At 71.4% G+C, this 25,520-nt stretch carries 25 protein-coding genes, 2 tRNA genes and 1 other RNA gene; 11 read left to right on the top strand and 17 right to left on the bottom strand.

The annotated features are described in order from the left end of the window. Nucleotides 1-65 precede the first annotated feature (65 nt). The 9 genes from ACWGIH_RS14540 to ACWGIH_RS14500 form a co-directional block, all read right to left on the bottom strand. Complete coding sequence (locus tag ACWGIH_RS14540) at nt 66-677, bottom strand: hypothetical protein (RefSeq protein ID WP_453448457.1); 612 nt, start codon at nt 675-677, stop codon at nt 66-68. Nucleotides 678-935: 258 nt separating this feature from the next. Further along, complete coding sequence (locus tag ACWGIH_RS14535) at nt 936-1,796, bottom strand: RNA polymerase sigma factor SigF (protein WP_453448456.1); 861 nt, start codon at nt 1,794-1,796, stop codon at nt 936-938. A gap of 244 nt (nt 1,797-2,040) precedes the next feature. Beyond that, nucleotides 2,041-2,973 carry a SigB/SigF/SigG family RNA polymerase sigma factor gene (locus tag ACWGIH_RS14530; RefSeq protein WP_453448455.1) on the bottom strand — a complete coding sequence of 311 codons (933 nt, stop codon included), beginning with the start codon at nt 2,971-2,973 and terminating at the stop codon, nt 2,041-2,043. 236 nt (nt 2,974-3,209) lie between these two features. Beyond that, nucleotides 3,210-3,503 (bottom strand): Dabb family protein, encoded by a 294-nt coding sequence (locus ACWGIH_RS14525; RefSeq protein WP_453448454.1) that lies wholly within the window; start codon nt 3,501-3,503, stop codon nt 3,210-3,212. Between the two features lie 52 nt (nt 3,504-3,555). Continuing rightward, the gene (locus ACWGIH_RS14520) at nt 3,556-3,735 is read right to left on the bottom strand and encodes a hypothetical protein (protein ID WP_160505981.1); all 180 of its coding nucleotides are present in this window, start codon (nt 3,733-3,735) and stop codon (nt 3,556-3,558) included. A 459-nt stretch (nt 3,736-4,194) separates the two neighbouring features. Beyond that, a tRNA-Ser gene (locus ACWGIH_RS14515) sits at nt 4,195-4,279 on the bottom strand. A gap of 57 nt (nt 4,280-4,336) precedes the next feature. Further along, entirely contained in the window at nt 4,337-4,768 is a 432-nt protein-coding gene (gene tadA / locus ACWGIH_RS14510) for a tRNA adenosine(34) deaminase TadA (protein WP_451219648.1), read from the bottom strand. Nucleotides 4,769-4,830: 62 nt separating this feature from the next. Next, nucleotides 4,831-5,403, bottom strand: coding sequence for a tRNA adenosine deaminase-associated protein (locus ACWGIH_RS14505; protein ID WP_453448453.1), 573 nt, complete (start codon nt 5,401-5,403; stop codon nt 4,831-4,833). Between the two features lie 205 nt (nt 5,404-5,608). Then, on the bottom strand, nt 5,609-5,794 hold the full coding sequence (locus ACWGIH_RS14500) for a hypothetical protein (RefSeq protein WP_453448452.1): 186 nt from the start codon (nt 5,792-5,794) through the stop codon (nt 5,609-5,611). Between the two features lie 139 nt (nt 5,795-5,933). Here ACWGIH_RS14500 and upp point away from each other — a divergent pair, with 139 nt between their 5' ends. After that, entirely contained in the window at nt 5,934-6,569 is a 636-nt protein-coding gene (upp, locus tag ACWGIH_RS14495) for a uracil phosphoribosyltransferase (RefSeq protein ID WP_363210194.1), read from the top strand. Between the two features lie 15 nt (nt 6,570-6,584). Here the strand turns inward: upp and ACWGIH_RS14490 are convergent, their stop codons facing one another. Beyond that, nucleotides 6,585-7,232 carry a LytR C-terminal domain-containing protein gene (locus ACWGIH_RS14490; RefSeq protein WP_453448451.1) on the bottom strand — a complete coding sequence of 216 codons (648 nt, stop codon included), beginning with the start codon at nt 7,230-7,232 and terminating at the stop codon, nt 6,585-6,587. A 226-nt stretch (nt 7,233-7,458) separates the two neighbouring features. Next, complete coding sequence (locus tag ACWGIH_RS14485; RefSeq protein WP_003955420.1) at nt 7,459-7,755, bottom strand: type II toxin-antitoxin system VapB family antitoxin; 297 nt, start codon at nt 7,753-7,755, stop codon at nt 7,459-7,461. 249 nt (nt 7,756-8,004) lie between these two features. On the opposite strand from ACWGIH_RS14485, the gene ACWGIH_RS14480 reads away from it, so the two are divergent. Continuing rightward, a complete protein-coding gene (locus ACWGIH_RS14480) occupies nt 8,005-9,546 on the top strand; it encodes a helicase HerA-like domain-containing protein (RefSeq protein WP_453448476.1) in 1,542 nt (513 codons plus the stop codon). A 60-nt stretch (nt 9,547-9,606) separates the two neighbouring features. Here ACWGIH_RS14480 and ACWGIH_RS14475 read toward each other — a convergent pair whose 3' ends face one another. The 3 genes from ACWGIH_RS14475 to ACWGIH_RS14465 form a co-directional block, all read right to left on the bottom strand. Further along, nucleotides 9,607-9,768: a hypothetical protein gene (locus tag ACWGIH_RS14475; RefSeq protein ID WP_453448450.1), complete on the bottom strand. Its 162-nt coding sequence runs from the start codon at nt 9,766-9,768 to the stop codon at nt 9,607-9,609. 62 nt (nt 9,769-9,830) lie between these two features. Further along, nucleotides 9,831-10,142, bottom strand: a complete 312-nt coding sequence (locus ACWGIH_RS14470) for a hypothetical protein (RefSeq protein ID WP_453448449.1) — start codon at nt 10,140-10,142, stop codon at nt 9,831-9,833. 254 nt (nt 10,143-10,396) lie between these two features. Beyond that, entirely contained in the window at nt 10,397-10,978 is a 582-nt protein-coding gene (locus ACWGIH_RS14465) for an HhH-GPD-type base excision DNA repair protein (protein WP_453448448.1), read from the bottom strand. A gap of 240 nt (nt 10,979-11,218) precedes the next feature. On the opposite strand from ACWGIH_RS14465, the gene ACWGIH_RS14460 reads away from it, so the two are divergent. Continuing rightward, nucleotides 11,219-12,820, top strand: coding sequence for an ABC-F family ATP-binding cassette domain-containing protein (locus ACWGIH_RS14460; protein ID WP_453448447.1), 1,602 nt, complete (start codon nt 11,219-11,221; stop codon nt 12,818-12,820). Here ACWGIH_RS14460 and ACWGIH_RS14455 read toward each other — a convergent pair. Further along, entirely contained in the window at nt 12,817-14,013 is a 1,197-nt protein-coding gene (locus ACWGIH_RS14455) for a cation:proton antiporter (protein ID WP_453448446.1), read from the bottom strand. The genes ACWGIH_RS14460 and ACWGIH_RS14455 overlap by 4 nt on opposite strands. Nucleotides 14,014-14,062: 49 nt before the next feature. Beyond that, complete coding sequence (locus ACWGIH_RS14450; protein ID WP_453448445.1) at nt 14,063-15,007, bottom strand: LysR family transcriptional regulator; 945 nt, start codon at nt 15,005-15,007, stop codon at nt 14,063-14,065. Between the two features lie 164 nt (nt 15,008-15,171). Between ACWGIH_RS14450 and ACWGIH_RS14445 the strand changes: the two genes are divergently transcribed. From ACWGIH_RS14445 to ACWGIH_RS14430, 4 genes are all read left to right on the top strand, one after another. Further along, nucleotides 15,172-15,666: a cupin domain-containing protein gene (locus tag ACWGIH_RS14445; RefSeq protein WP_453448444.1), complete on the top strand. Its 495-nt coding sequence runs from the start codon at nt 15,172-15,174 to the stop codon at nt 15,664-15,666. Between the two features lie 293 nt (nt 15,667-15,959). Then, nucleotides 15,960-17,339, top strand: coding sequence for an FAD-binding oxidoreductase (locus tag ACWGIH_RS14440; protein ID WP_453448443.1), 1,380 nt, complete (start codon nt 15,960-15,962; stop codon nt 17,337-17,339). A 57-nt stretch (nt 17,340-17,396) separates the two neighbouring features. Beyond that, the gene (locus ACWGIH_RS14435; RefSeq protein ID WP_453448442.1) at nt 17,397-17,681 is read left to right on the top strand and encodes a hypothetical protein; all 285 of its coding nucleotides are present in this window, start codon (nt 17,397-17,399) and stop codon (nt 17,679-17,681) included. 50 nt (nt 17,682-17,731) lie between these two features. Then, nucleotides 17,732-18,844: a sulfite oxidase gene (locus tag ACWGIH_RS14430; protein WP_453448441.1), complete on the top strand. Its 1,113-nt coding sequence runs from the start codon at nt 17,732-17,734 to the stop codon at nt 18,842-18,844. Nucleotides 18,845-18,915: 71 nt separating this feature from the next. Here ACWGIH_RS14430 and ACWGIH_RS14425 read toward each other — a convergent pair. Further along, nucleotides 18,916-19,003: transfer RNA gene (locus tag ACWGIH_RS14425), tRNA-Ser, on the bottom strand. Nucleotides 19,004-19,145: 142 nt separating this feature from the next. On the opposite strand from ACWGIH_RS14425, the gene ffs reads away from it, so the two are divergent. From ffs to ACWGIH_RS14405, 4 genes are all read left to right on the top strand, one after another. Next, nucleotides 19,146-19,244, top strand: an RNA gene (gene ffs / locus ACWGIH_RS14420) — signal recognition particle sRNA small type. A gap of 44 nt (nt 19,245-19,288) precedes the next feature. Further along, entirely contained in the window at nt 19,289-21,631 is a 2,343-nt protein-coding gene (locus ACWGIH_RS14415; protein ID WP_453448440.1) for a DNA polymerase III subunit gamma and tau, read from the top strand. A 121-nt stretch (nt 21,632-21,752) separates the two neighbouring features. Next, nucleotides 21,753-23,039 carry a phosphoribosylamine--glycine ligase gene (purD, locus tag ACWGIH_RS14410; RefSeq protein WP_453448439.1) on the top strand — a complete coding sequence of 429 codons (1,287 nt, stop codon included), beginning with the start codon at nt 21,753-21,755 and terminating at the stop codon, nt 23,037-23,039. A gap of 337 nt (nt 23,040-23,376) precedes the next feature. Continuing rightward, nucleotides 23,377-25,257: a hypothetical protein gene (locus tag ACWGIH_RS14405; protein WP_453448438.1), complete on the top strand. Its 1,881-nt coding sequence runs from the start codon at nt 23,377-23,379 to the stop codon at nt 25,255-25,257. Nucleotides 25,258-25,520: the final 263 nt, after the last annotated feature.

The raw sequence follows: 25,520 nt of genomic DNA, 5'->3' as shown, positions 1-25,520 counted from the left end.
GAGGCGCTTTAGGGGCGCGAGGAACTGCGCGACCAGCCACGGCGGACTCGCAGACAAAAGACGCGCTACTCCCACTTGACGGAGACGTCCTGCGTCTCCACATGCATCCCCATGGGCACCCGCCACGCGTCCACACACACGGGCCAGGTCTTCTTCACGGTCTTCCCCGCCTCGATGGGGGCAGGGAGCTTCTCCGTGGATTCCAGCGTCGCCCAGTCCACGCCAAGTGCACCGATAACGTGCGTCTCGAAGGTGACCGTTCCCGAACGCACCGGCGATCCACCGGTGTTGCTGAAGGACACGGTCACTTTCTCGCACCAGCGGTCGTCCGCGGGCTTCCGCTGCGGTTCACCGACGCTGAGCTTCGCGGGCCCGCTGGGCTTCGTGCCGGCGCCGCTGCCGCCGGGCGTGGAGGGAGAGCCGCTCGCGCTCTCAGAAGCCTCAGAACCCTCGGGGGGCCCCGCTGAGCCACTTCCCGAACCGCTCTCCGTACGACCGGGTGCGGCACCATCGGTAGCGGACTTGCTGTTGTCCGGACTGGACGGGGTGTCGGAACTGCCGCTGTCACCGGGCGACGTGCCGGTGCGGTCTCCCGTGCCGGGCTCCGGCGACCCGGAGCCGTCACGCTTGCCGCCGCCGCCACCCTCGCCGGGAGGCACCAGCGGTACCAACTCCACGGCCCCAGTAGGGGAAACCCCCTTGCCGGGAGCCCGCTCAGGACCCGCCGCAGCCGGCCCCGTGGCCACATAGCCGTCGCCGTCCCCGCCCCCGCAAGCCGCAAGCAGCCCGCCCAGGCACAGGGCAGCCGTAGACGCACTCAGTACGTTCCGCATGCCACGTCGCATCGCGACAGTGTGGCTGACGGGTCGTCAATTAGGAACCCCGTAAGGAACTCCGGTCCCCCTGAGGCGCCTTGAGCCACAGGGGGCGCGCCGTCAGTCCGCGATGAGGCCTTCACGAAGCTGCGAGAGCGTCCGCGTGAGCAGGCGCGAGACGTGCATCTGCGAGATGCCGACCTCCTCGCCGATCTGCGACTGCGTCATGTTCGCGAAGAAGCGCAGCATGATGATGCGGCGCTCGCGCGGCGGGAGTTTGGCGAGCAGCGGCTTGAGCGACTCGCGGTACTCGACGCCTTCGAGCGCGCTGTCCTCGTACCCCAGACGGTCCGCGAGGGAGCCCTCGCCGCCGTCGTCCTCGGGGGCCGGGGAGTCGAGCGAGGACGCGGTGTACGCGTTCCCGACGGCCAGGCCGTCGACCACGTCCTCCTCGGACACCCCGAGCGCCTTGGCGAGTTCGGGCACGGTCGGCGAGCGGTCCAGCTTCTGCGCGAGCTCGTCGCTCGTCTTCGTCAGCGCGAGCCGCAACTCCTGGAGGCGGCGCGGGACACGCACCGACCAACTGGTGTCGCGGAAGAAGCGCTTGATCTCACCGACGACCGTCGGCATCGCGAACGTCGGGAATTCCACGCCCCGTTCGCAGTCGAAGCGGTCGATCGCCTTGATCAGGCCGATGGTGCCGACCTGGACGATGTCCTCCATCGGTTCGTTCCGGCTGCGGAAGCGCGCGGCCGCGTACCGGACGAGGGGGAGGTTGAGCTCGATCAGCGTGTCTCTCACATAGACACGCTCCGGGCTGTCCTGGTCGAGCGCGGCGAGCCGCAGGAACAGGGAGCGGGACAGGGTGCGGGTGTCGATGGCTCCGGGATTCCCGGAAACTACTGAACTCAACTGCGCGTCGGGCGCTGATTCGCTCTTCGTGAGCGTGAGCACCTTCGAGCTGCCCTGGTCTGCGGACATGCCACCCCCTTGAGGTCGCGGACGGTCGCGGCGGGCGTTCCCGTCGGAGGAACGCAGCCTCCACCTGAATACCGGACGTGGGGCTCCGGCAAACGCGGTTCCAGCAGAATGTCACATGTCGGCAACACGCTGTAGTTACATGTCGACAAAGAAGGGTGACATCGATGCAGGAAAGAGGGGGTCTGGGGCATTTCTGCGCGCGAGACCGTCGGGAACCGCCAAGAGAGCAGTCCACTCGTTACGGTTACGCCTCGATACGGTTTGCGGATCGAAGTCGCGCGAAGCTTCTGGCCAGCAGTCTTGACACATGCATCTGAGAAACGCCCAATTCGGCGCTGATCTGTGATTGCGTCAGATTGCTGTAGTAGCGAAGCAGCAGGATGCGCTGTTCGCGCTCGGGCAGTTGGACGAGAAGATGGCGGACGAGATCGCGGTGCTCGACGCCGTCGAGTGCCGGGTCCTCATAGCCGAGCCGGTCGAGCAGACCGGGCAGGCCGTCGCCCTCCTGGGCCGCCTCCAGCGAGGTCGCGTGGTACGAACGTCCGGCCTCGATACAGGCCAGGACCTCCTCCTCGGTGATCCGCAGCCGCTCGGCGATCTCCGCGGTCGTGGGCGAGCGTCCGTGGGCCGTGGTGAGGTCCTCGGTCGCACCGGTCACCTGCACCCACAGCTCGTGAAGACGGCGCGGCACATGGACCGTTCGTACGTTGTCGCGGAAGTACCGCTTGATCTCGCCGACCACGGTGGGCATCGCGAAGGTCGGGAACTGCACGCCGCGCTCGGGGTCGAAGCGGTCGATGGCGTTGATCAGACCGATCGTGCCGACCTGGACGACGTCCTCCATCGGCTCGTTGCGGCTGCGGAAGCGGGCGGCGGCGTACCGCACGAGCGGCAGGTTGGCCTCGATGAGCGCACCGCGGACGCGGCCGTGCTCGGGGCTGCCCGGCTCCAGGCCCTTGAGCTGGCCGAAGAGCACCTGTGTCAGGGCCCGGGTGTCGGCGCCCCTGCTGCTGGGGGTGCTGGGGGCCGGCTGGGTGTCCTGGAGGGACGGCGCGCTCTGCGGGTCCTGTGTGCTCTGTGTGTTTTGCGCGCTCTGCGTGCTCTGCGCGGTCGGTGGGCCGGGGCTGCTCGCCTGCGGGGTCACGGGTGGTGCTTCGGGCGCAGTACTGGCCGGCACGGTCAACGCCACCCCTTCTCGGTCAAGCCAAGTCAAGTCCTGTCGAGCTCAGTCAAGATCAGTCGACCTTCGTCAACTCATCCGTCAAAAGCGGTCATAGCATCACAAGACATGTGCACTGTGTGCAAGCACCCGATAACTACGTGTTGTGGGCCAAGTTGGGCCATAGGACGCAGAAAAGCCCCTCACCGTTCCGGTGAGGGGCCGCTTCGGGCGGGGTCGCTGAGCCGGGTGGCTCAGTACTCGTAGTCGGCGATCACCCACGTGGCGAACTCCCGCCACAGTGCTACGCCCGCCTGATGGGCCGGGTGCTCGATGTACCGCTTCAGCGCATCGGTGTCCTCGACCGCCGAGTTGATGGCGAAGTCGTACGCGATGGGCCGGTCGGTGATGTTCCACGCGCACTCCCAGAACGCCAGCTCCGGGATCTGCTCGCCGAGCGCGCGGAAGGCCTTGACGCCCTCGACGACGCGCGGCTCGTCGCGCTCCACACCGTCGTTGAGCTTGAAGAGGACCAGATGGCGGATCATGCGCACTCCTGGGAAGCGGGGAGAGGAGGGTGAGGACGGCGGGCCGAGCCGCTCAGTCCTTGCCTCCGTTGGCGACCCACGTCATGAAGTCACCGATGCTCTGAGCGGCGTCCGAGACCGCCTCGAAGCCTATCTGGACATAGTCCGCGGCCTTGGCGGGATCAGTGATGATCACGTAGAGCATGAAGACGACGAGCGCGAAGAGCCCGATCTTTTTCCACTGCACCGCCATGCTCTCGGCCTCCCCTTACCCGCTGCGCTCTGTGGCCCCTGTGACGGCGGTGAGTCTAACCCGGCCAGTGCTCACAAGGTCTTTAAGGACCAACGGCCTGCTGGCAGAGGCCCTTTGCCGCGCCGTTCCCACCGGCGCCTGGCGCAGGATTGCTGATGTGCCCCAGCGGATCTGGCAGGAATCCGCGGGCAAAGGGACTGGCCCCACTGCGGGGCCGCGCGCCGTCGGCTTCCCCCCGAAAGACGGCGCCGGCTGAGGGGTTCCAGTCCTCATCGGGGGGAGCGGCTTGTCCCCCCGATGCCGTTCCCCCCGTCCTGACGGGAGCAAGAGCCCCGGCGCCTTCGTGGCGCCGGGGCTCTTGCGCGCGACCGGCCCTTTCGGCCCCTGCCGGAACGACGCCGGAACGACGCCGGAACGACGAAGGCCCCGTCCTCGCGGACGGGGCCTTCGTTTCAAGAGCGGTAGCGGTGGGATTTGAACCCACGGTGAGTTTCCCCACACTCGCTTTCGAGGCGAGCTCCTTCGGCCGCTCGGACACGCTACCGAGAGGAACTCTAGCCCAAAGTGGGCCGTGGTCAGAAATCCGTTCTTCGGAGGCCTCTCAGCGCCCCCGGAAGAAGCGGGTGAGCACCCCCGCGGTCTCCTCCGCGAGCACGCCCTCGATCACCTCGGGACGGTGGTTGAGCCTTCTGTCGCGTACGACGTCCCACACGGAGCCCGCGGCGCCCGCCTTCTCGTCCCGCGCTCCGTAGACGACCCGGTCGACCCGGGACTGCACGAGCGCGCCCGCGCACATCGTGCACGGCTCCAGGGTCACCACCAGCGTGCAACCGGTGAGCCGCCACTCCCCGAGCGCGGCCGCGGCCCTGCGGACGGCGAGCACCTCCGCGTGCGCCGTCGGGTCGCCGGTCGCCTCGCGTTCGTTGTGACCCGACGCGAGCACCGTCGTGCCGTCCGGGGACAGCACGACGGCGCCGACGGGCACGTCGCCGCCCCGCGCGGCCAGTTCGGCCTCGGCCAGGGCGAGCCGCATGGCGGCCCGCCAGCGGTCGCGCACGGGATCGGCTGCTCGCCCGGTTTCGGTCACACCTGAACCTAACGGACGGCCTCGAGCACCTCCGCCGCACCGAGGATCTCGGCGATGTCGCTGAGCGCGTCACCGGGCTCCAGACCGAGCAGATCCTTCTCGGGCACGCCGAGATCGGTCATGAGCTCGGAGTCACCGAGGGGTCCCGCGGGCACCGCGTCGCCCGAGGCGTCCCCCGTGCCGTCGTCATCGGCGGGATCGGGGGCGGCGTCGGAGCCGGCGGGTTCGCCGTCCTCCGTGCCGTCCAGGTCGAGGGCGTCCAGATCGACGCCCGGATCGTCGTTGCCCGGCTCACGGCCGAGCATCTCGTCGGTGAGCAGGATCTCGCCGTACGAACTCCGGGCGGCCGCGGCCGCGTCCGAGACGTAGATACGAGGGTCCTCCTCACCGTCGACACGGACGACGCCGAACCAGGCGCCCTCCTGTTCGATGAAGACGAGGACGGTGTCGTCCTCAGTGCTGTCGGCCGTGGCCTCGCGGGCCAGGTCGGTCAGATCCGACAGGGTCTCCACATCGTCGAGCTCCGTGTCGCTCGCTTCCCACCCGTCTTCGGTGCGCGCGAGCAGTGCGGCGAAGTACACCGTGACTCTCCCACTGGTCATAGACAGTGCCGGTTGACGGTTTGGGTGTCCCCCCGGCGAGTTCGGGGAGCGGGGGAGTTGCTGTTCCAAGCCCCGCCCACTCGGAATCGTGGCAGAAACCACGGCCTGAGGAGAGGTCTTCCGCCCGCTGTGTCCGCGTCGCGTTTCCCGGACAGCTCCCCGATGCCTGCGTGAGAGGTGGGCGCTACCAGCGGAACGTGCGCATACGCATCTGCTGACGCATCCGTGCCGCCCGGGCGCGGCGCGGCTTCACACGGTCGCGGAGCTCAAGGGCCTCGGCCCTTTCGTTCAGGAACTGGGCACGCCGGCGCCGGCGCTCGGCTTCGGTCTCGCGGTCCGGCTCTCGGCCACCGGGCTCTCTGTCCGGCATGGGCAACACCACCCCAGGTCGTACGTCCACTTTCCCCCGTACGGCGGGTTTGATGCCAGCGCGAAATGTTCCGGGGAGGCGGCGGAGGTGGCCGTAACGGGGGAGACCGGGTGGTCCCGGGCGCGGTTACCGTTGAAGCATGCGTATCCACGTCGTCGACCACCCGCTGGTGGCGCACAAACTCACCACGCTGCGCGACAAGCGCACCGACTCACCTACCTTCCGGCGTCTCGCCGACGAGCTGGTCACCCTGCTCGCGTACGAGGCAACCCGGGACGTGCGCACCGAGCAGGTCGACATCGAGACCCCGGTCACCCCGACGACCGGCGTCAAGCTGTCGCACCCGCGCCCCCTGGTCGTGCCGATCCTGCGTGCCGGGCTCGGCATGCTGGACGGCATGGTGCGGCTTCTGCCGACCGCCGAGGTGGGCTTCCTCGGGATGATCCGCGACGAGGAGACCCTGCAGGCGTCGACGTACGCGACGCGCATGCCGGAGGACCTCTCCGGACGTCAGGTGTACGTCCTGGACCCGATGCTGGCCACCGGTGGCACGCTCGTCGCGGCCATCCAGGAACTGATCAAGCGCGGCGCCGACGATGTCACCGCCGTGGTGCTCCTCGCCGCGCCCGAGGGCGTCGAGATCATGGAGCGTGAGCTCGCGGGCACGCCGGTGACGGTCGTGACGGCGTCGGTGGACGAGCGGCTCAACGAGAACGGCTACATCGTCCCGGGCCTCGGCGACGCCGGTGACCGGATGTACGGGACCGCGGAGTAGCGCTCAGCAGACCGCTCAGCAGTCCTTCTTGCCGTTGGACGTCGAGGGCGCCGGCTTGGGTTTGGCAAGTACCGCCAGAGCCTTGTCGGCGTCCTCTTTCTTTGCCAGATCCTTGAACTTCGAGCCCAGGATGAGGTCCACCTCGCCGCCCTTGCGGGCGTCGGCCTTGCTCTCGGTGCCCGCGAGCTGCGTGCCGAGGACCGGCAGCGCGGTGTCCGTGGCGGTCTTGGCGCCGAGCAGGAGCCCGGTGCCCTTGACCTTCTTGTCGTACTCCTTCGGCGCGTTGTCCACCTTGCCGATGGCGAAGCCGCGCTTCTTGAGCTCGGCCGCGACGTCCTTGGCGAGGCCCGAGCGGGGCGTGGCGTTGTAGACGTTGACCTTGACCGCGCCCGGCTTGGGCAGCGCCTTGGGGGCGGTCTGTTCGGCCGAGGGGGCGGGCTTGGCCGCGCAGCCGCTGCGCGAGGTCGCCGCGGTGGCCTTGTCGCCCCCCGTGAAGACATCGATGAGCTGCAGTGTTCCCCAGCCGATCAGGCCGACGGCCACGACGGACGCGACCACCGCGAGCACGAGCCTGCCGCGGCCACGGGGTCGGCGCATTCGCGGGTACTTGGCCCCCGTGATGCGGTACTTGCCGCCCATGCCGGGGGGAGTGAGCATGCTCATGGGCGCAGCGTAGTGCGACGACGCCGTGATGCCTACTAAATGATCATTGGCTCGGGCTCAGTCCAACCCGAAAGGGCCAATGCGGGCGTGGGCGCGACAGCCGGGGCCACTGGAACGGGGGCGTGGGCACGACGCGGGGCGGGCACGACGCGGCGCGGGGAGGCCACGACGCAGGGCGGGCACGCGTGAAGGCATGCGTGCCCGGTGTCACGGCTGTGTGCCGCCGTCAGCCCAGTTCGAGTACGCGGGCGTGCAGCACCTGGCGCTGCTGGAGCGCCGCGCGGACCGCGCGGTGCAGCCCGTCTTCCAGGTACAGGTCGCCCTGCCACTTCACCACGTGCGCGAACAGGTCGCCGTAGAACGTCGAGTCCTCCGCGAGGAGCGTCTCTAGGTCCAGCTGGCCCTTGGTCGTCACGAGCTGATCGAGGCGGACCGGGCGCGGCGCGACATCCGCCCACTGCCGGGTGCTTTCCCGGCCGTGGTCGGGGTACGGCCGGCCGTTTCCGATGCGCTTGAAGATCACACGGAAAGCCTACCGGGCAAGGCTCTCCGGGCGCAGCCATGGAGACGCAGTGCGACTCTGGGAAATGACGCCTGATATCGGGGCAAACCGGGAACACTCAAGCCGGGAGCAGGGGCAGAAGTGAGCGACAGCCAGCCGATCCCGTCCATGACCGGACCCGCAAACCCCTCTAACGTGTCTTCGCCGGTCACAGGGGTGACGACCGGAGGGGATGGTTCCGGTGGGGGCGCCGCGCTGCCCCGGGAAGCGATGGAGATCGTCTCCGGCTACGCCTTCGCCGGGCCCGCCCTTGACCTCGGCACGCTCCTGTGGGACGGGGCATGTCTGCCCGACGCCCGGATCCGCGTCCCGTTGGCCATGCTCAACCGGCACGGGCTCGTCGCGGGCGCGACCGGCACGGGCAAGACGAAGACCCTCCAGCTCATCGCCGAGCAGCTGGCCGCGCAGGGCGTGCCGGTGTTCCTCGCCGACATCAAGGGGGACGTGTCCGGGATCTCGGCGCCGGGGGAGAGCGGCGACAAGGTCGCCGAGCGGGCGCGGGAGGTCGGACAGACGTGGGAGGCGAAGGGTTTCCCGAGCGAGTTCTACGCGCTGGGCGGGATCGGCACCGGGATTCCGGTGCGGGCCACGATCACGAGCTTCGGCCCCGTGCTGCTCTCGAAGGTGCTGCAGCTGAATCAGACCCAGGAGCAGTCGCTCGGCCTGATCTTCTACTACGCCGATCAAAAAGGGCTCGAACTGGTCGACCTGAAGGACCTGCGGGCCGTGGTGACCTTCCTGACGTCGGACGAGGGCAAGTCCGAGCTGAAGGGGATCGGCGGGCTCTCCACGGTCACCGCGGGCGTCATCCTGCGGGCCCTGACCACCTTCGAGGCGCAGGGCATGGGGGACTTCTTCGGGGAGCCGGAGTTCGACACGAGCGAGTTCCTGCGGACCGCGCCGGACGGGCGGGGCCTCGTGTCGGTGCTCGAACTGCCCGCCGTACAGGACAAGCCGCAGCTCTTCTCGACGTTCCTGATGTGGCTGCTCGCGGATCTCTACAACGACCTGCCCGAGGTGGGCGACGTGGAGAAGCCGAAGCTCGTCTTCTTCTTCGACGAGGCGCACCTGCTCTTCAACGGGGCGTCGAAGGCGTTCCTCGAGGCGATCACGCAGACCGTGCGGCTGATCCGCTCGAAGGGGGTCGGGGTCTTCTTCGTGACGCAGACGCCGAAGGACGTGCCTTCCGACGTCCTCGCCCAGCTGGGCAACCGTGTCCAGCACGCGCTGCGGGCCTTCACCCCGGACGACCAGAAGGCGCTGAAGGCGACGGTCCGTACGTTCCCGAACTCGGCGTACGACCTGGAGGAGACGCTGACCGCGCTCGGCACGGGCGAGGCGGCGATCACCGTACTGAGCGAGAAGGGCGCGCCCACGCCGGTGGCCGTGACACGGCTGCGGGCCCCGGAATCGCTGATGGGACCGGTGGAGGCCGGCGCGCTCGACGCGGCGGTGAAGGGTTCGGCGCTGTACGGGCGGTACGCGGAGGCGGTCGACCGCGAGTCGGCGTACGAGAAGCTGACCGCGCGTCAGGCGGAGGCGGAGGAGGCGGCCGCGGAGGTCGCGGCGGCCGCGGAGGCGGCGAAGGCGGGGGCCGGGGGCGGCAAGGGCGGCAAGGCGGAGGCTTCCGGGTCCGTGGTGGACCAGGTGGTGGGGAGCGGGATCTTCAAGTCGCTCGCGCGGTCGTTGGGGACGCAGATCGGGCGGGAGATCTCGCGCTCGGTGTTCGGGACGGCGCGGCGCAGACGCTGAGCCTGGCGGGGGCGCCTGGCGTCGGCGTCTGCGCCTCTGCACCTCTTCGCCTCGGGGTGATTACCGGTCGTGCCTGGGCTGCGCGGGCCGCTCCTTCTCCTCCTGCTGACCGGCCTCTTCCGGCTGCGCGGGGGCCGGGGTGACGGGGCCGGGTTCGGGCGCGTTGCGTACGGCTTCGGCGCGGAGGAGGGCGTGCAGGGCCGCGTACGGGTCGATGGGCATGGGTGTCTGTCCTGTCCTCGGTTCGCTGCTGTGGTGGTCGTGGTCGTGGGTGACGGAACCTGTCAGCAGCGGAGGACGACGGAACGTGGTGCGGGCACGTGTCTGCGGCACCGGGCGGGGAGGGGGAGGCTCCGGCGTGGGGCGCGGGGGCGGGCAGCCGGGACGGTGGCGGTGACGGGGCGTCTGCCGGCCACCCGGACGGAACCCTCGGCGACGTCCTGGTGGGCCTCCCCGGTGGGCTCGGTGGAGACGGCCGCGGGCGGCGCGGGGGCGGCTTCGGAGGGTGTGCCGGGGGCGAGGACGGTACCGAGGAGGGCCAGCAGAATGAGAACAGCGCGAAGCCACGCGGGACGGCGGAACGCGACGCGGCTCATGAGGGTCATGTCCCACGGCCGACCCCGATTGCCCTTACCCACCGCAGAGATCCGCCCTCTTGGGCTACGGGGGTGCCAGAGCAATCCCCACTCCACCGGCCTCTCCGCACTTGCCCGAACAAGCTCGCCCACCCTCTGGAGCCGCGGGGTGATCGGGAGAGCTTGTTCGGTCACGGGTGGATGCGGGGTGCTCGGGTGGGTGGGAGGGAGAGGCTTGTTCGGTCAGGGAAAGGGGCGGGACGGCTGGACCCGGTTCACTGGCCGGAGGCCTTCGCGGCCTTGAGCTGCTGCTTGTGGGCGCGGACCCGCCGCAGGGATTCAGGCCCCGTGATGTCCGCGACCGAGCGAAACGCGTCCGGCTCCCCGTAGGCCCCCGCGGCCTCCCGCCAGCCGTCAGGACGTACGCCCAACTGCTTGCCGAGCAGGGCCAGGAAGATCTGGGACTTCTGCTTGCCGAAGCCGGGGAGGTCGTTCAGGCGCTTCAGGAGATCCTTGCCGGACGCGGCGCCCTCCCACAGGGCGGTGGGGTCACCCCCGTAATGCTCCACGAGGTACGCGCACAGCTGCTGGATCCGCTTCGCCATCGACCCCGGATAACGATGCACCGCGGGCTTCGCGGAGAGCAGGGCGGCGAACTCCTCGGGGTCGTATGCCGCGATCTCGTGCGCGTCGAGATCGTCCGCGTTCAACCGCCGCGCGATCGTGTGCGGGCCCGCGAACGCCCACTCCATCGGAACCTGCTGGTCCAGCAGCATCCCGACGAGCGCGGCCAGCGGACTGCGGCCGAGGAGCTCATCGGCTTCCGGCTCCTGGGCCAGGTGCAGGGTGACGTCCATGGGCTCGATCATCCCGCGCCGAGCGGGGCTCCGCACGGCGGTGCGGGCCCGCCCCGGGGAGGGCGGCGAGGACGGACGGCGAGGCCTTGGAGTCCGAGGAAGCCGTGGCGGGGAAATCCGCGTGCGCTCCCGGAACCCGGGTCGCTACCCTCGCCGTATGTCGACGCCCCGCATCTCCTAGCCAGGACACCGGTCTCCACGTCACCCGTGTGTCCATTCGCTACTGCGGAGCGTTACCCCATGATCACCGCCCGACGCATCGACGTCCGCGGCGGCGCCCGGCTTCTGCTGGCCGGCGCCTCCTTCCACATCGCCCCCGGCGACCGCATCGGCCTCGTGGGCCGTAACGGCGCCGGGAAGACCACCCTGCTCAAGGCCCTCGCGGGGCAGCTCGCCCCGGCCGCGGGCACCCTCACCCGCACCGGCTCCCTCGGCTACCTCGCCCAGGACCCCGCCGCCGCCGACCCGCACGGCACCGTCACGGCTCGCATCCTCTCCGCCCGCGGTCTCGACCGGGCGGCGCGGGCCCTGCGTACCGCCGAGAGCGCCATGGCCGCCGCGAGCAGTGCCGCCGAGCAGCGGCGGGCCATGGACGCCTACGCCCGCGCGGACGACGCGTTCCAGGCCCGGGGCGGGTACGCCGCCGAGGCGGAGGCCGCTCGCGTGGCCGCCGGGCTCGGGCTCCCCGAGCGCACGATGGACGCGCCGGTCGGCCACCTCTCCGGCGGCCAGCGGCGCCGCGTGGAGCTGGCCCGCATCCTCTTCTCGCGCCACGACACCCTGCTCCTCGACGAGCCGACCAACCACCTGGACGCCGATTCGGTGGGCTGGCTGCGGGGGTACCTGGGTTCCTATCCGGGCGGGCTCGTGCTCATCAGCCATGACACCGGGCTCCTCGCGGACACCGTCAACCGCGTCTTCGCCCTCGACCCGGGCCGCGCCGCCCTCGACGTGCACAACACCGGCTGGCGCACCTATCTCGACCAGCGCGCGGCCGACGAGCGGCGGCGCGGCCGTGAGCGGGCCAACGCCGAGCGGAAGGCCGCCTCGCTGCGCAGCCAGGCGGAGAAGATGCGCGCGCACGTCGCCACCGCCACCGCGGCGAAGAACATGGCCCGCCGTGCCGACCGGATGCTCGCCGCCACCGAGCCCGCGCGGCGGAGCGAGCGGGTCGCGCGGATCCGGCTGCCCGAGCCCGCGCCGTGCGGGCGTACGCCGCTCGGTGCGGTCAGCCTGGTGAAGGCGTACGGAGGCCATCGCGTGCTCGGCGGTGTCGACCTGGCCGTCGACCGGGGGAGCCGGCTTGTCGTCCTGGGGTTCAACGGCGCGGGGAAGACCACCCTCCTGCGCCTCCTCGCCGGGGCCGAACTCCCGGACAGCGGCCGTGTGGTGCACGGTCACGGCGCCCGGCTCGGCTACTTCGCGCAGGAGCACGACACCCTCGACCCGGGGATGACGGTGCGGGAGAATCTCGCCGCCGCCGCTCCCGGCCTGACGGACGGTGAGGTGCGGGGCGTCCTCGGGGCCTTCCTGTTCCGCGGGGACGACGCCGACAAGCCCGCCGAGGTGCTCTCCGGCGGCGAGAAGACGCGCCTCGCGCTGGCGGGGCTCGTGCACTCGGGGGCGAACGTGCTGCTCCTCGACGAGCCGACCAACAACCTCGACCCGGCCTCGCGCGACGAAGTGCTCGGCGCGGTGGGCACGTACCCCGGCGCGATCGTGATGGTGACGCACGACGAAGGGGCCGTCGACGCGCTGCGGCCCGACCGCGTGCTGCTCCTGCCGGACGGGACGGAGGACCTGTGGGGCCCGGACCACCGCGAGCTCGTCGCCCTCGGCTAGCCGGTGCCGGGGACGCTGAGGCTGCGGGGCGAGCGTGCCCGCAGCCTCAGCGCAAGCAGCGGGAAGACGAGCACCGACACCATCGCGGCACCGACGAGCGCCGCGGCCTCACCCGCCGTCAGGGCCTTGTCGTCCAGGCCGATGGTGGTGATCGCGACGACGAGCGGCAGGGCCGTCGAGGAGTAGAGCGTGAGCGCGCGCCGGTCGTGTGCGGCCAGGTCACGCGGGGCGAGGAAGTACACCGGCAGGCCGCGTACGACGAGGAAGAGGAGGAGGAAGACGGGCAGCAGGAGGAGTGGACGGCCGCCGTCCAGCAGGGCGGCCAGGTCGAAGTCGATGCCGGTGACGATGAAGAAGACCGGCACCAGGAAGCCGAAGCCCATGGCCTCGATCTTCCCGAGGATCACCTCGCTGCTCCCGGGCACCGCGCCCTGCAGCACGAGCCGGGTGAGCAGGCCCGCCGCGAACGCGCCCAGGAGCGTGTCGAGGCCGAAGGCGTACGAGAGGCCGAGCATCGCGGCGAGCAGCAGCATCACGAAGCGCACCGCGAACTGGCCGCTGCTGTGCAGGGTCTTGGCGATGACCTGGGCGAACCAGGGCGGCCTCGGCCGCAGCGCCCAGAAGACCGCGGCGGCCGTGACGGCGGCGAAGGCGACGAGCACCACGGTCGAGACGCCGGGGGCGCGTCCGCTCAGGAGCAGCGACATCGCGATGATCGGGCCGAACTCGCCGACCGCCCCGAAGGCCATCATCACCGTCCCGAAGCGGCCCCGCAGGTCCCCGGAGTCGCGCAGGATCGGGAGCACCGTACCGAGCGCGGTGCTGGTCAGCGCCGTGCCGATGACGAAGCTCTTGGTGACGGCGCCCGCGGTCAGCGCGAACGCGACGCCGAGTCCGAGCGCCAGCGAGATCACCCACGCCCACACCGAACGCCGCAGGGTGTCGCCGCGCACGGCGCCGAACTGGATCTCGTACCCCGCGAGAAAGATCAGCATCGAGAGGCCGAGGTCCGAGAGCACCTCGATGACCGCGTCCTGATGGGCCCACCCCAGCACGTCGGGGCCGATGAGGATGCCGAGCAGGATCTCGAAGATGACGAGGGGGACGGGGAGCCAGCGGCTGAAGCCGTGGGTGAGGAGGGGTGCGAGCACGGCGATGGCCATGATCAGGATGAGGGTCCCCGGCTGCGACATAGCTTGTATTTAACATAAAGCCGGGCAAAACCCACCCCCCCTCCGATACTTAGACGGCTTCGACCCCGCCGACCCTCTCGACCGTCTCGACCGCCTCCGACACCTCGGCCGCCGTGGCCCGGAGCGCGTCCAGGAGCCCCCCGACCGCCGGGCGGTCCGGAGCCGGCCCCCGCACCGCCGCGTGGATCGACCGGAGCGGCACCGGATTGCGGACCTCGCGGACGACGACGCCGGAGTGGGGCGTGTCCAGGCCCAGTTCCGGTACGAGGCTGACGCCGAGGCCCGCGGCGACGAAGCCCTGCGCCGTGGCGTAGTCCCCGCTCTCCACCACGAAGTCCGGGCTGAAGCCGGCCGACCCGCACGCGTCGAGGACGGGATCGAGGCACGGCCCCGGCGACTCGCTCGCCACCCACGGCTCGTCGGCCAGGTCCGTCATCTCCAGGAGCCGCTTCGAGGCCAGGGGATGCCCCACGGGCAGCACCGCCTTGTACCGGTCGTCCAGGAGGTGCTCGAACCGGACGCCGTCTACGCCCAGTTGGTCCCGCGGCCTGACCACGAGGGCGAGATCGGCCTGCCGGTCCCGGACAGCGGGCAGCGGGTCGTCGGGGTCCGACAGCTTCAACTCGACCTGCACACCCGGCTGCACGCGCCGGAGCGCCGCCAGCGCCGGGGCGACCAGCTTGGCGCCCGCCGTCGTGAAGTACCGCATCGTGACCCGGCCCGTACGCCCCGCCCGCAGCCCGGCCAGTGCCGTCTCCGCCTCGGCGAGCTGTTTGCCGATCGCCACCGCGTACTCGGTGAGCAGCCGCCCGGCGTCCGTGGCCCGCACCCCGCGGCCGGTGCGCTCCAGGAGGGCGATGCCCGCCTCCTTCTCCAGGGCCGCCATCTGCTGGCTGACCGCGGAGGGTGTGTACCCGAGGTTGCGTGCCGCCGCGGTCACGGAGCCGCTGGTGACCACTGCCCGGAGGACCTGCATGCGCCGCGTATCAAGCATGCAGACCAGCTTAATCCTGCCCTGCAAACCTTTCGTACAACTAACAGGGTGGGCGGGCGACTAACAGGGTGGGCTGGCGCCCGCTGGATAAGGTCGGCGACCAGTGAGCGCCAACTGACCGTGTCACGACGCGAGTGACCGTGTGATGACGCAAGGAGCGGAACATGTCCTACCCGGAGCCCCGCTATCTCGGCGAAAAGGGCGAGATCAACGCCGTGTTCAGACCGGCCGGCCAGGAGCCCGAGCTGGTACGCCCCGGCGGCAACCGCACGCACTACCTCGCGACACACGCCTCCACCGGCGGTGAATTCGGCCTCTACAAAGTGGACTTGGGCCCGAAGGCCCCCGGGCCGAAGACCCACTTCCACAAGTCGATCTCGGAGTCCTTCTTCGTCCTGTCCGGCCAGGTCCAGCTCTACGACGGCGACCGCTGGATCACCGGCGGCCCCGGCGACTTCCTTTACGTCCCGGTCGGTGGCCTGCACGCCTTCAAGAACGACGGCGACGACCCCGCCTCCATGCTCCTGCTGTTCGCGCCGGGCGCCCCGCGCGAGGAGTACTTCGAGCAGGTGGCGGAGATGGCGCAGAAGGGCGGCAAGGAGTTCGGCGAGTTCCTCGTCGAGCACGACAGCTTCTTCGTCGAGCGGCCACGGGACTGACAGGGCCTGTCGGGGCCTGTCGGGGCCTGTCGGGCGCGTCGGGGCGCGTCGGGCGTGTCTGCGGGGCGCCCGGTGACGCGATCGCGGGCGCCCGTGACGCAATGTGGGGCGCCGGTGAATTGCGGGCCCGGCCGAACGGCGGGACGCTGGAGAAGTCAGTTCCGGACGCCGGAGAGGCCGGCTCCGCGGCTGACGGGGGGCGCCAGGACGCCGGCGCACGAACCGCTCACCGACGGCCCGAAACGGGGAGGGCGGTTGCGGGAAGCGGTCCGCGCCTCGGCAAGGAGCCCGTCATGGACGGCAGCACCCTCGAAGACATGAGAGCCGCGCTGCGCGGCCCGGTCATCGGCCCGACGGACCCCGAGTACGACCGGGCCCGCACCCTCTACAACGCGATGATCGACCGGCGCCCGGCCGCCCTCGTGCGGTGCGCCGACGCGGCGGACGTCATGGCCGCCGTCGACTTCGTCCGCGACCGGGGCCTGGAGCTCGCCGTCCGGGGCGGCGGCCACAGCGGCGCCGGGCTCTGCGAGGTCGACGAGGGCGTCACCATCGATCTCTGCCCCATGCGCTGGGCGCGCGTCGACCCCGTGGCGAGGACAGCACGGGTCGGCGGCGGCAGCCAGCTCGGCGACCTGGACCACGCCGCCCACGCCTTCGGCCTCGCCACCCCCGCCGGAATCATGTCGACGACCGGCGTCGGCGGCCTCACCCTCGGCGGCGGCCACGGCCACCTCACCCGCAAGTACGGCCTGACGATCGACAACCTCGTCGCCGCGGACGTCGTGCTCGCCGACGGCAGCTTCGTCACCGCGAGCGAGTCCCAGCACCCGGACCTGTTCTGGGCCCTGCGCGGCGGAGGCGGCAACTTCGGCGTCGTCACCTCGTTCCGCTTCCGGCTGCACCCGGTGGGTGACGTGGTCGCTTCGATCACCGTGTGGCCGGTCGACCTGACCGGCGACGTACTGCGCTGGTACCGCGACTTCCTGCCGCAGGCACCCGACGACCTGAACGGCTTCTTCGCCGCGCTCACCATTCCGCCGGGCCCGCCGTTCCCGGAGGAGATCCACGGCCAGAAGATGTGCGGCGTCGTGTGGTGCTGGACCGGCGACCCGGACGACGCCGAGCACGCCCTGGCCGCCGTGAGCGAACCGGGCCCGCCCGCCTTCCACTTCACCGCGCCGATGCCCTACCCGGCGCTGCAGACCATGTTCGACGAGCTGATCCCCACCGGCCTCCAGTGGTACTGGCGCGGCGACTTCTTCGACCGGATCACCGACGACGCGATCGACGTACACAGGAAGTACGCCGAGAACCTCCCCACCGACCTGTCGACGATGCACCTCTACCCCGTCGACGGGGCCGCCGCCCGCGTCGACCAGGAGGACACCGCGTGGGGGTACCGCGACGCGGTCTGGTCCGGGGTCATCGGCGGCATCGACCCGGACCCGGCCAACGCCGGGGCGATCAGGCAGTGGTGCGTCGACTACTGGGAGGAGCTGCACCCGCACTCCATGGGCGGCGCCTACGTGAACTTCATCGGCGAGGACGAGAGCCAGAGCCGTGTGCAGGCCACCTACCGGGATCACTACGCCCGCCTCGCCCGCATCAAGCACGCCTACGACCCGGCCAACCTCTTCCACGCCAACCAGAACATCGCGCCGGCGCCCTGAGCTCCGCCTCACACACCCCGCACAGCACACCGAACCGCTCACTAAGGAGCAGCCACGATGGCGATCTTCATGCACGCTGCCGTACCGGGCATCACCACGGATCAGTACGACACCCTCAACGCGAAGCTCCAGGAGACACCCGAGATCTTCGACGGCTGTATCGCCCACGTCTGTGTCCCGGGCGAGAACGGCCTGGACATCTACGACGTCTGGGAGTCCGAAGGGCACATGAACGCGTTCGCCGAGAAGATGATGCCGGTGGCGGCCGGACTCGGCTGGCCGGTCAGCGGAGGAAAGTCCGAGGTGTCCACCATCTACAACCACTGGATCCCCGGATCCTGACAACCGCCAACTCCCCTGCGGACCCGGCCCGCATGGGCAACCATGGAGCCATGGAGCGGACGACATCCCTGGGCGATGTCAGCACACCGGGACGCGTCGCCGCCGCCGGTGAGGGCATCAGCGAGGAAGAACTGGCGCTCGCGGCACGCAACCACGGCCTGCCGCTCGAGGCGCTGCGCCACGGCGTCACCCCCGCGGGCCTGCACTACGTGCTGACCCACTACGACATCCCGTACATCCCCGAGGCGGACGCGGAGAGCTGGCGGCTCTCCGTAGGCGGGCGGGTCGGCCGGCCCCTGGACCTCGGCCTCGCGGAACTGCGGCGACTGCCGTCCGTAACGCACCGGGTCACGATGGAGTGCGCGGGCAACGGCCGCGCCAGGCTGACCCCGCGGCCGGTCAGCCAGCCCTGGCTGGTGGAGGCGGTGGGAACCGCCGACTGGACGGGCGTGCCCCTGCGGACCGTGCTGTCCGCGGCAGGGGGCGACGAGAGCGCGGTCGAGGCCGTGTTCACGGGCGCGGACCACGGCGTGGAGCGCGGCGTCGAACAGGACTACCGGCGCAGCCTGCCGCTCCCCGTGGACGCGGACGTGCTGCTCGCGTACGAGATGAACGGCGCCCCGATCCCGCCCCAGCACGGCCACCCGCTGCGGCTCGTGGTCCCCGGCTGGTACGGCATGGGGAACGTCAAATGGCTCCGCTCCGTAGAACTGGTCGACACCCCTTTCACCGGCTTCCAGCAGGCGGTGGCGTACAGGTACCGCCAGTCCCCCGACGACCCCGGCGAGCCCGTCACACGCATCGCCCCGCGCGCCCTGCTGATCCCGCCGGGCTTCCCGGACTTCATGTCACGGGTACGGGTGGTGCCCAGCGGCCCGGTGCGTCTGCGGGGACGGGCCTGGTCCGGATACGGCCCCGTCACGCGGGTCGAGCTGAGCACCGACGACGGCCACACCTGGACGGCCGCCGAAGTCACCCCGCGCGGCCCGCACCGCTGGGCCTGGCAGCCCTGGCACACCACCTGGACGGCAACCCCCGGCCACCACACCCTGACAGTCCGCGCATCAGACGCCACCGGCCATACCCAGCCCGTCGAACAACCCTGGAACCGAGGCGGCTTCGGCAACAACGCCGTACAACGAGTGCCGGTCCTGTGCTCGTGAAGACCCCCGAAAACGTCGAAGGGCCCCACTGCGAACAGTGGGGCCCATCAACCTCGTGCCCGGTGAGGCACTGGCGGAGGATACGAGATTCGAACTCGTGAGGGGTTGCCCCCAACACGCTTTCCAAGCGTGCGCCCTAGGCCACTAGGCGAATCCTCCGCCGCAAACAATACAAGACGTTGGGGAGTGCTCGCGAACACGATCCGGCTCGGACCGGAAGATCGTCCTTCGGTCTTCCGGGGGCGGGCATCGAGGTGGGGTCCGGCGTCGCTTCCGGCGCCCGGGATCGGCTAAGGTGGGGCTCAGCCCCTCACGTGGCGCTATCTGACTGAACTCCCCCAGGGCCGGAAGGCAGCAAGGGTAGGTTGGCTCTGGCGGGTGCGTGGGGGGCGCTTTGCGTTGGGGCGGTCCTGGTTGTCAGTGGTCGCCATTAACCTCATAGGTGTGTCGTCTCTCGCGTTGTACCGCCGCTATCGCCCGGAGTCGTTCGCCGAGGTCATCGGGCAGGAGCATGTAACCGACCCGCTGCAGCAGGCGCTGCGCAACAACCGGGTCAACCATGCCTACCTGTTCAGTGGCCCGCGCGGCTGCGGCAAGACGACGAGCGCGCGCATCCTGGCCCGCTGTCTCAACTGTGAGCAAGGTCCCACCCCGACGCCCTGCGGCGAGTGCCAGTCCTGCCGTGACCTGGCGAGGAACGGCCCGGGATCGATCGACGTCATCGAGATCGACGCCGCCTCGCACGGAGGCGTGGACGACGCCCGTGATCTGCGCGAGAAGGCCTTCTTCGGCCCGGCGAGCAGCCGGTACAAGATCTACATCATCGATGAGGCGCACATGGTCACCTCGGCGGGCTTCAACGCCCTGCTGAAGGTGGTCGAGGAGCCGCCGGAGCACCTCAAGTTCATCTTCGCGACGACGGAGCCCGAGAAGGTCATCGGGACGATCCGGTCGCGTACGCACCACTATCCGTTCCGTCTCGTGCCGCCGGGGACCCTCCGTGAGTACTTGGCCGAGGTGTGCGGCCGGGAGCAGATGGCCGTCGAGGACGGTGTGTTCCCGCTGGTCGTGCGGGCCGGTGCCGGGTCCGTGCGTGACTCGATGTCCGTCATGGACCAGCTCCTCGCCTCCGCGGCCGACGACGGTGTGACGTATGCCATGGCAACGTCCCTTCTCGGTTACACGGACGGTTCGTTGCTCGACTCCGTGGTGGAGGCCTTCGCCTCGGGGGACGGCGCCGCCGCCTTCGAGATCGTCGACCACGTCATCGAGCGCGGCAACGACCCGCGGCGCTTCGTCGCCGACCTGCTGGAGCGGCTGCGGGACCTGGTGATCCTCGCCGCGGTTCCGGACGCGGCGGAGAAGGGGCTCATCGACGCCCCGTCGGACGTCGTGGAGCGGATGCAGGCGCAGGCGAGCGTTTTCGGCGGCGCGGAGCTCAGCCGCGCGGCCGACCTGGTGAACGAGGGCCTCACGGAGATGCGGGGAGCCACATCGCCCCGCCTGCAGCTGGAGCTGATCTGCGCCCGCGTGCTGCTTCCGGCGGCGTACGACGACGAGCGCTCGCTCATGGCCCGCCTCGACCGGCTGGAGCGTGGCGGCAACTTCATGGCGGGTGCGCAGGCGGGCGGAGGGCCGGGGCCGGCGATGGCGTACGTCCCCGGGCCCGACGCCCATGCGGGTCCGCAGGCAGGTCCGCAGGCGGGGGCGCCCTCGGGGGTGCCTTCGGGAGGGCCGCAGGCGGGGCCCGTCGATCCGCAGGTTCCGCCGGGGGGCGGGGCCGCGGCTGCCCGGGCGGCCGTGCGGGGCGGGGGGCAAGCTCCTGCTGCCGCCGCTTCGGCCGCTCCTGCCTCTTCTGCTGTTCCGGCAGCTGCTCCCGCTCCTCCGGCCCCGGAACCGGTGGCTCCGCCGGTACAGGCGGCCCCCGCTCCCGAAGCCGCACCGGCTGCCGCGGCGTCCGGTGAGCGGCGCCCCGGTGGCTGGCCCACGGCTTCCGCGCCGGGGAGCGGTCCGCAGCAGACGACCGGCTCCGCCGCTCCCGCCCCCTCAGGGGCCCCGCGTCCGGGCGGCTGGCCCACGGCCGCGTCCGCGGGGAGCAGCGCTCCGGCGGCCGCCCCCGGCCCCGCTCCGGCCGCCGCCCCGACTCCGGCCGCGACCCCGGTGGCAGCACCGGCTTCGGCCCCGGCGTCGGCTCCGGTGGGCGGACCCGACCCGCGGACCCTGTGGCCGAACATCCTTGAGGCGGTGAAGGGCCGCCGCCGCTTCACCTGGATCCTGCTGAGCCAGAACGCCCAGGTGGCGGGCTTCGACGGGACGACACTGCAGATCGGCTTCGTGAACGCGGGGGCGCGGGACAACTTCGCCAGCAGCGGCAGTGAGGACGTACTGCGGCAGGCGCTGTCCGAGCAGTTCGGGGTGCAGTGGAAGGTCGAGGCGATCGTCGACCCCTCGGGGGGCTCGGCGCCGCCGCCCGCGGCAGCCAACTTCGGGGGAAGCGCACCGTCGTCGGCGGGTGGCTACGGGGGCGGTGCGCCGTCGCCTCCGCAGCAGCAACGGCAGGCGCCGCAGCCCGCGCAGCCCGCCGCGGGACCGGCACCGGCTGCTCCCGCGCCCGCCCCGGCTCCCGCTCCGGCCCCGGAGCGACGCGTGGCGGACCATGTCTCGCCGGAGGACGACACATGGGCGGACGACGACCCTGACCTGGTCGAGTCGGCACTGTCCGGCCATGACCTGATCGTCCGCGAGCTGGGCGCGACGATCGTCGAGGAATACAACAACGAACCCTGAGCCCTCCACGCACCGGCGGGCCGGAGCCGCTCCATCTCTGGAGGAACGTACAAACGAGGCAGCCCCCGGGACTGGGGCGGCCGTACGAAGGCACGGGCCGCGCCAAGCTAGGCTGGCGCCCGTGAAGGTCCTCGTCATCGGCAGTGGTGCCCGCGAACACGCCCTGTGCCGCTCTCTGTCCCTCGACCCCGACGTCTCCGCCCTGTACTGCGCCCCCGGCAACGCCGGCATCGCGGACGTGGCCGAGCTGCACCCGGTCGACGCCCTCGACGGCAGCGCGGTGGCCGCCCTCGCCACCCGGCTCGGTGCCGGTCTGGTGATCGTGGGCCCGGAGGCGCCCCTGGTCGCCGGAGTCGCCGACGCCGTGCGCGACGCCGGAATCCCCTGCTTCGGCCCCTCCGTGGAGGCCGCCCAGCTGGAGGGCTCCAAGGCGTTCGCCAAGGACGTGATGGCGGGCGCCCAGGTGCCCACCGCGCGGTCCTACGTCTGCACGACCCCGGAAGAGGTCGACGAGGCGCTCGACGCCTTCGGGGCGCCGTACGTCGTCAAGGACGACGGACTCGCCGCCGGCAAGGGCGTCGTCGTCACCGACGACATCGAGGCGGCCCGCGCCCACGCCCTGGCCTGCGACCGCGTCGTCATCGAGGAGTTCCTCGACGGCCCCGAGGTCTCCCTCTTCGCGGTCACGGACGGCGTCACCGTCGTCCCGCTGCAGCCCGCGCAGGACTTCAAGCGCGCGCTCGACGGGGACGAAGGGCCGAACACCGGCGGCATGGGCGCGTACTCGCCCCTCCCGTGGGCCGACCCGAAGCTGGTCGACGAGGTCATGGAGAGCGTGCTCCAGCCGACCGTCGACGAGCTGCGCCGCCGCGGCACCCCGTTCGCGGGACTGCTGTACGCGGGCCTGGCGATCACCGGTCGCGGCGTACGCGTCATCGAGTTCAACGCCCGCTTCGGCGACCCCGAGACGCAGGTCGTCCTCGCCCGCCTGAAGACCCCGCTCGCCGGGGTCCTGCTGGCCGCCGCGAACGGCACCCTCGTGGACCTGCCCCCGCTGCGCTGGAGCGACGACGCCGCGGTGACCGTGGTCATCGCCTCGCACAACTACCCCGAGACCCCGCGCACCGGCGACCCCATCGAGGGCCTCGGCGATGTCGCGGCACAGGATGCCCCCGACGCGTACGTCCTGCACGCGGGGACGAAGCATGACGGCGACGCCGTGGTCAGCGCGGGCGGCCGTGTGCTCTCCGTGACGGCCACCGGAACGGACCTGACCGAGGCCCGCGAGCGCGCGTACGAGGCGCTGTCCCGCATCCGCCTCGACGGCTCCCAGCACCGCACGGACATCGCGGCGAAGGCGGCTTCGGAAGCGGCCTCGGAAGCTGCTTCGGAGGCGGCACAGGCGTAACGAACGCCACTCGCGCGCTGCCCGCGCGCCACCCGCGAACGGCTCACAGGCCCCGGATCTGACATCGGATCCGGGGCCTGACCGTCATCCACCTTTACCCAAAGCCATTCCATCGAGTGACCGCTGGCCCATCCGGCTGACGATGCCCGGCACCCCAACTAGGGTGCGGCGCAAGCGGTTCAGGCGCCCAGAGCCAAACAGACCACCGGCATTGCGATGTCAGTGGCGGGTGCCACAGTGGGGGAGTGAGCAAATCCATCGGCGGCTGCCGTCCGCCCGTCGCCCCGGCCCCCGGCCGGGAGACAGGCGGCGCAGGCAGCAGGGGGTGACATCGGTCGTGTCAGGTACGGGTGTGGAGGTGGGCGTGCAGTCCGCGCGTTCCCAGGCGCTCGCCGTGCTGCGCATCCGCAGCAGGGCGCTCGCTGTCGCGCTGCTGCCCGCTGCCGTCGCCGTCGTGCTGATCGCGGGCGGCGTCACGGGCCATATGACCGGCGGGAGTTGGGACGTGGCGCGCGGCGTCGTGACGGCCGTCGCCGCGCTCGTCCTGATCGCCGCCGCGGGCATCGCACTGGTGGTCGCGCGGTCCAGGCCCGCCGTCAGCCCGACCGTCCCGATCACCGAAGGCTCGGCCCCCGATCTGTACCGCCTGGTGCGGGACCTCGCCGACCGCCTCGACGTGCCGGCCCCCTCGGCGATAGCGCTCACCCCGGACTGCGACAGCTGGCTCGAGGACCGCACCCACCCCGCGCACGGCCCGCCCGCGGAGGGCTCCGTTCCGCCGGCCCCGCAGGACGAGGGCAACGGCGTACGGGACGGACGGCCCGCCCCGCGCCGTCCGGCCCCTGTCGCTCCGGTGCTCGTCATCGGCTCCCCGTTCCTGTGGTGGATGCGGGTCGGCGAGCTGCGCGCGGTGCTCGCCCCGGTCGTGGCCGGCACGGGACCCTCGGCGCACCCCGACATAGCCGCGGCCCGCCGCTTCATCCGCGGGCTCGACGCCGCGGTCGCGGTCACTTCGGCGCCGGGACGCGGTCCGCTCGTGCGTACGGTGCTCGGGGGTGCCGGCTGGGTGACGCGGCTGCTCCTGCGCAGTGTCCGGGGGCATGCCGGCGAGATGGAGCGCGGGGTCGCGGCGGCCGCCGCCGAGCGCGCCCAGGCCGTGGACTACGGGGTGCGGATCGTCGCCCAGGAGCAGGTGGGCCTGGCGTACGCCGGGTGGGACCGGCTCCTGACCAAGGTCGCGCTGCCCGCCTGGCGGATGGGCCGCTGGCCCTCCCGCCTCGACGCGGGTGTCGTGTCCGCCCTCACCGAGCTGTCCCGCAGGGACCGGCTGGCGGAGGGCTTCACGTCCCGCCTGGGCGAGCGCCCCGCCTGTGATCTTCTGGAGGAGCCGGGCTCGGTGGACGAGGCGGCTTCGCTGCTCGCCGCCCGCCTCTTCCACGGCGGCCCCGCCGAGCAGACCCCGGACTGGGCGCCGGTCGCGTGGCAGGAGTATCCGGACGAGGTCGTCGACCGCAAGTGGCGCATGGACGCCGCGCGTCTGCACCGCGTACTGGACTCCCTGGGCGTCAGCCACTGCGCCGACCCGACGACAGCCGACTCCAAGGGCCCGACCCTCGGCCGCGTACTGGACCACCTGACGACGGAGGCCGCGGAGAGCACGGAGGCCACGGAGGCCACGGAGAAGTCGACCGCAGGCATCGAAGCAACCGCGGGCAACGAAGCAACCGCGGTCAGCCAAGAGCCCCTGGCCGACGAAGAGCCCCTGCTCAGCCAAGAGCCCCTGCTCAGCGAGGAGCTCGAGGACGGCGAAGAGCCCGCCGACGGCCCCGGCGGTCTCCTGGCCGCCGGCCTCACCGCGGAGATCGCCCGCGAGGAAGCCGCCGCCCCGCCCCGCCCCGCGCCCACGGGACAGGGCCCGGACGACGCGCTCTGGGACGACGGGATGCTGCCGCTGTTCCCGCTCCAGCCGCCGCGTACGGGACGGGAGTTGCTGGCCGACCACGTCACGGCGCTTGTCTGCTGCGCGGCCGTGGACACGGCGGGTGCCGCCCCCGGTCTGGACTGGCTGGACGGCCCGTCCCTCTTGGTCGACGGGGAGCGCGCGGCGGATCTCACGCCCCATGTTCTGAGCCTCGTGGAGGACGGCGACCCCATCCCCCTGCGCGGCTGGCTGGCCCGCCTGGGCGTGCGCCCGGAGAAGCCGGTCCGTCTGGTCTGAGCCGACCTCGACCGGCCACCCCCGGCGCCCCGACCGGCCCGCCCCTGGAGCCACGCGCACCCACGCGGACCCACGCGCACCCACCACCCCGCGCCCGCCTCCGCCCCCCACTCCCCGGAACGCTCCCTTCCGTTCTCGTCGATTAGCGACGAACGGTGACGGAGTGCGTGCGTAATGTGATGTGCTGGGATCGGCCGTTGGTCCGCATGCGATCCGACATGTAATCCGACCTGTGATCCGGCAGGCGAGCGGCGGCACCGCGA

The sequence above is a fragment of the Streptomyces sp. NPDC054872 genome, assembly GCF_053610705.1.
The sequence above is the reverse complement of the archived record's forward strand: the minus strand, read 5'-3'. Positions and strand labels throughout refer to the sequence as shown.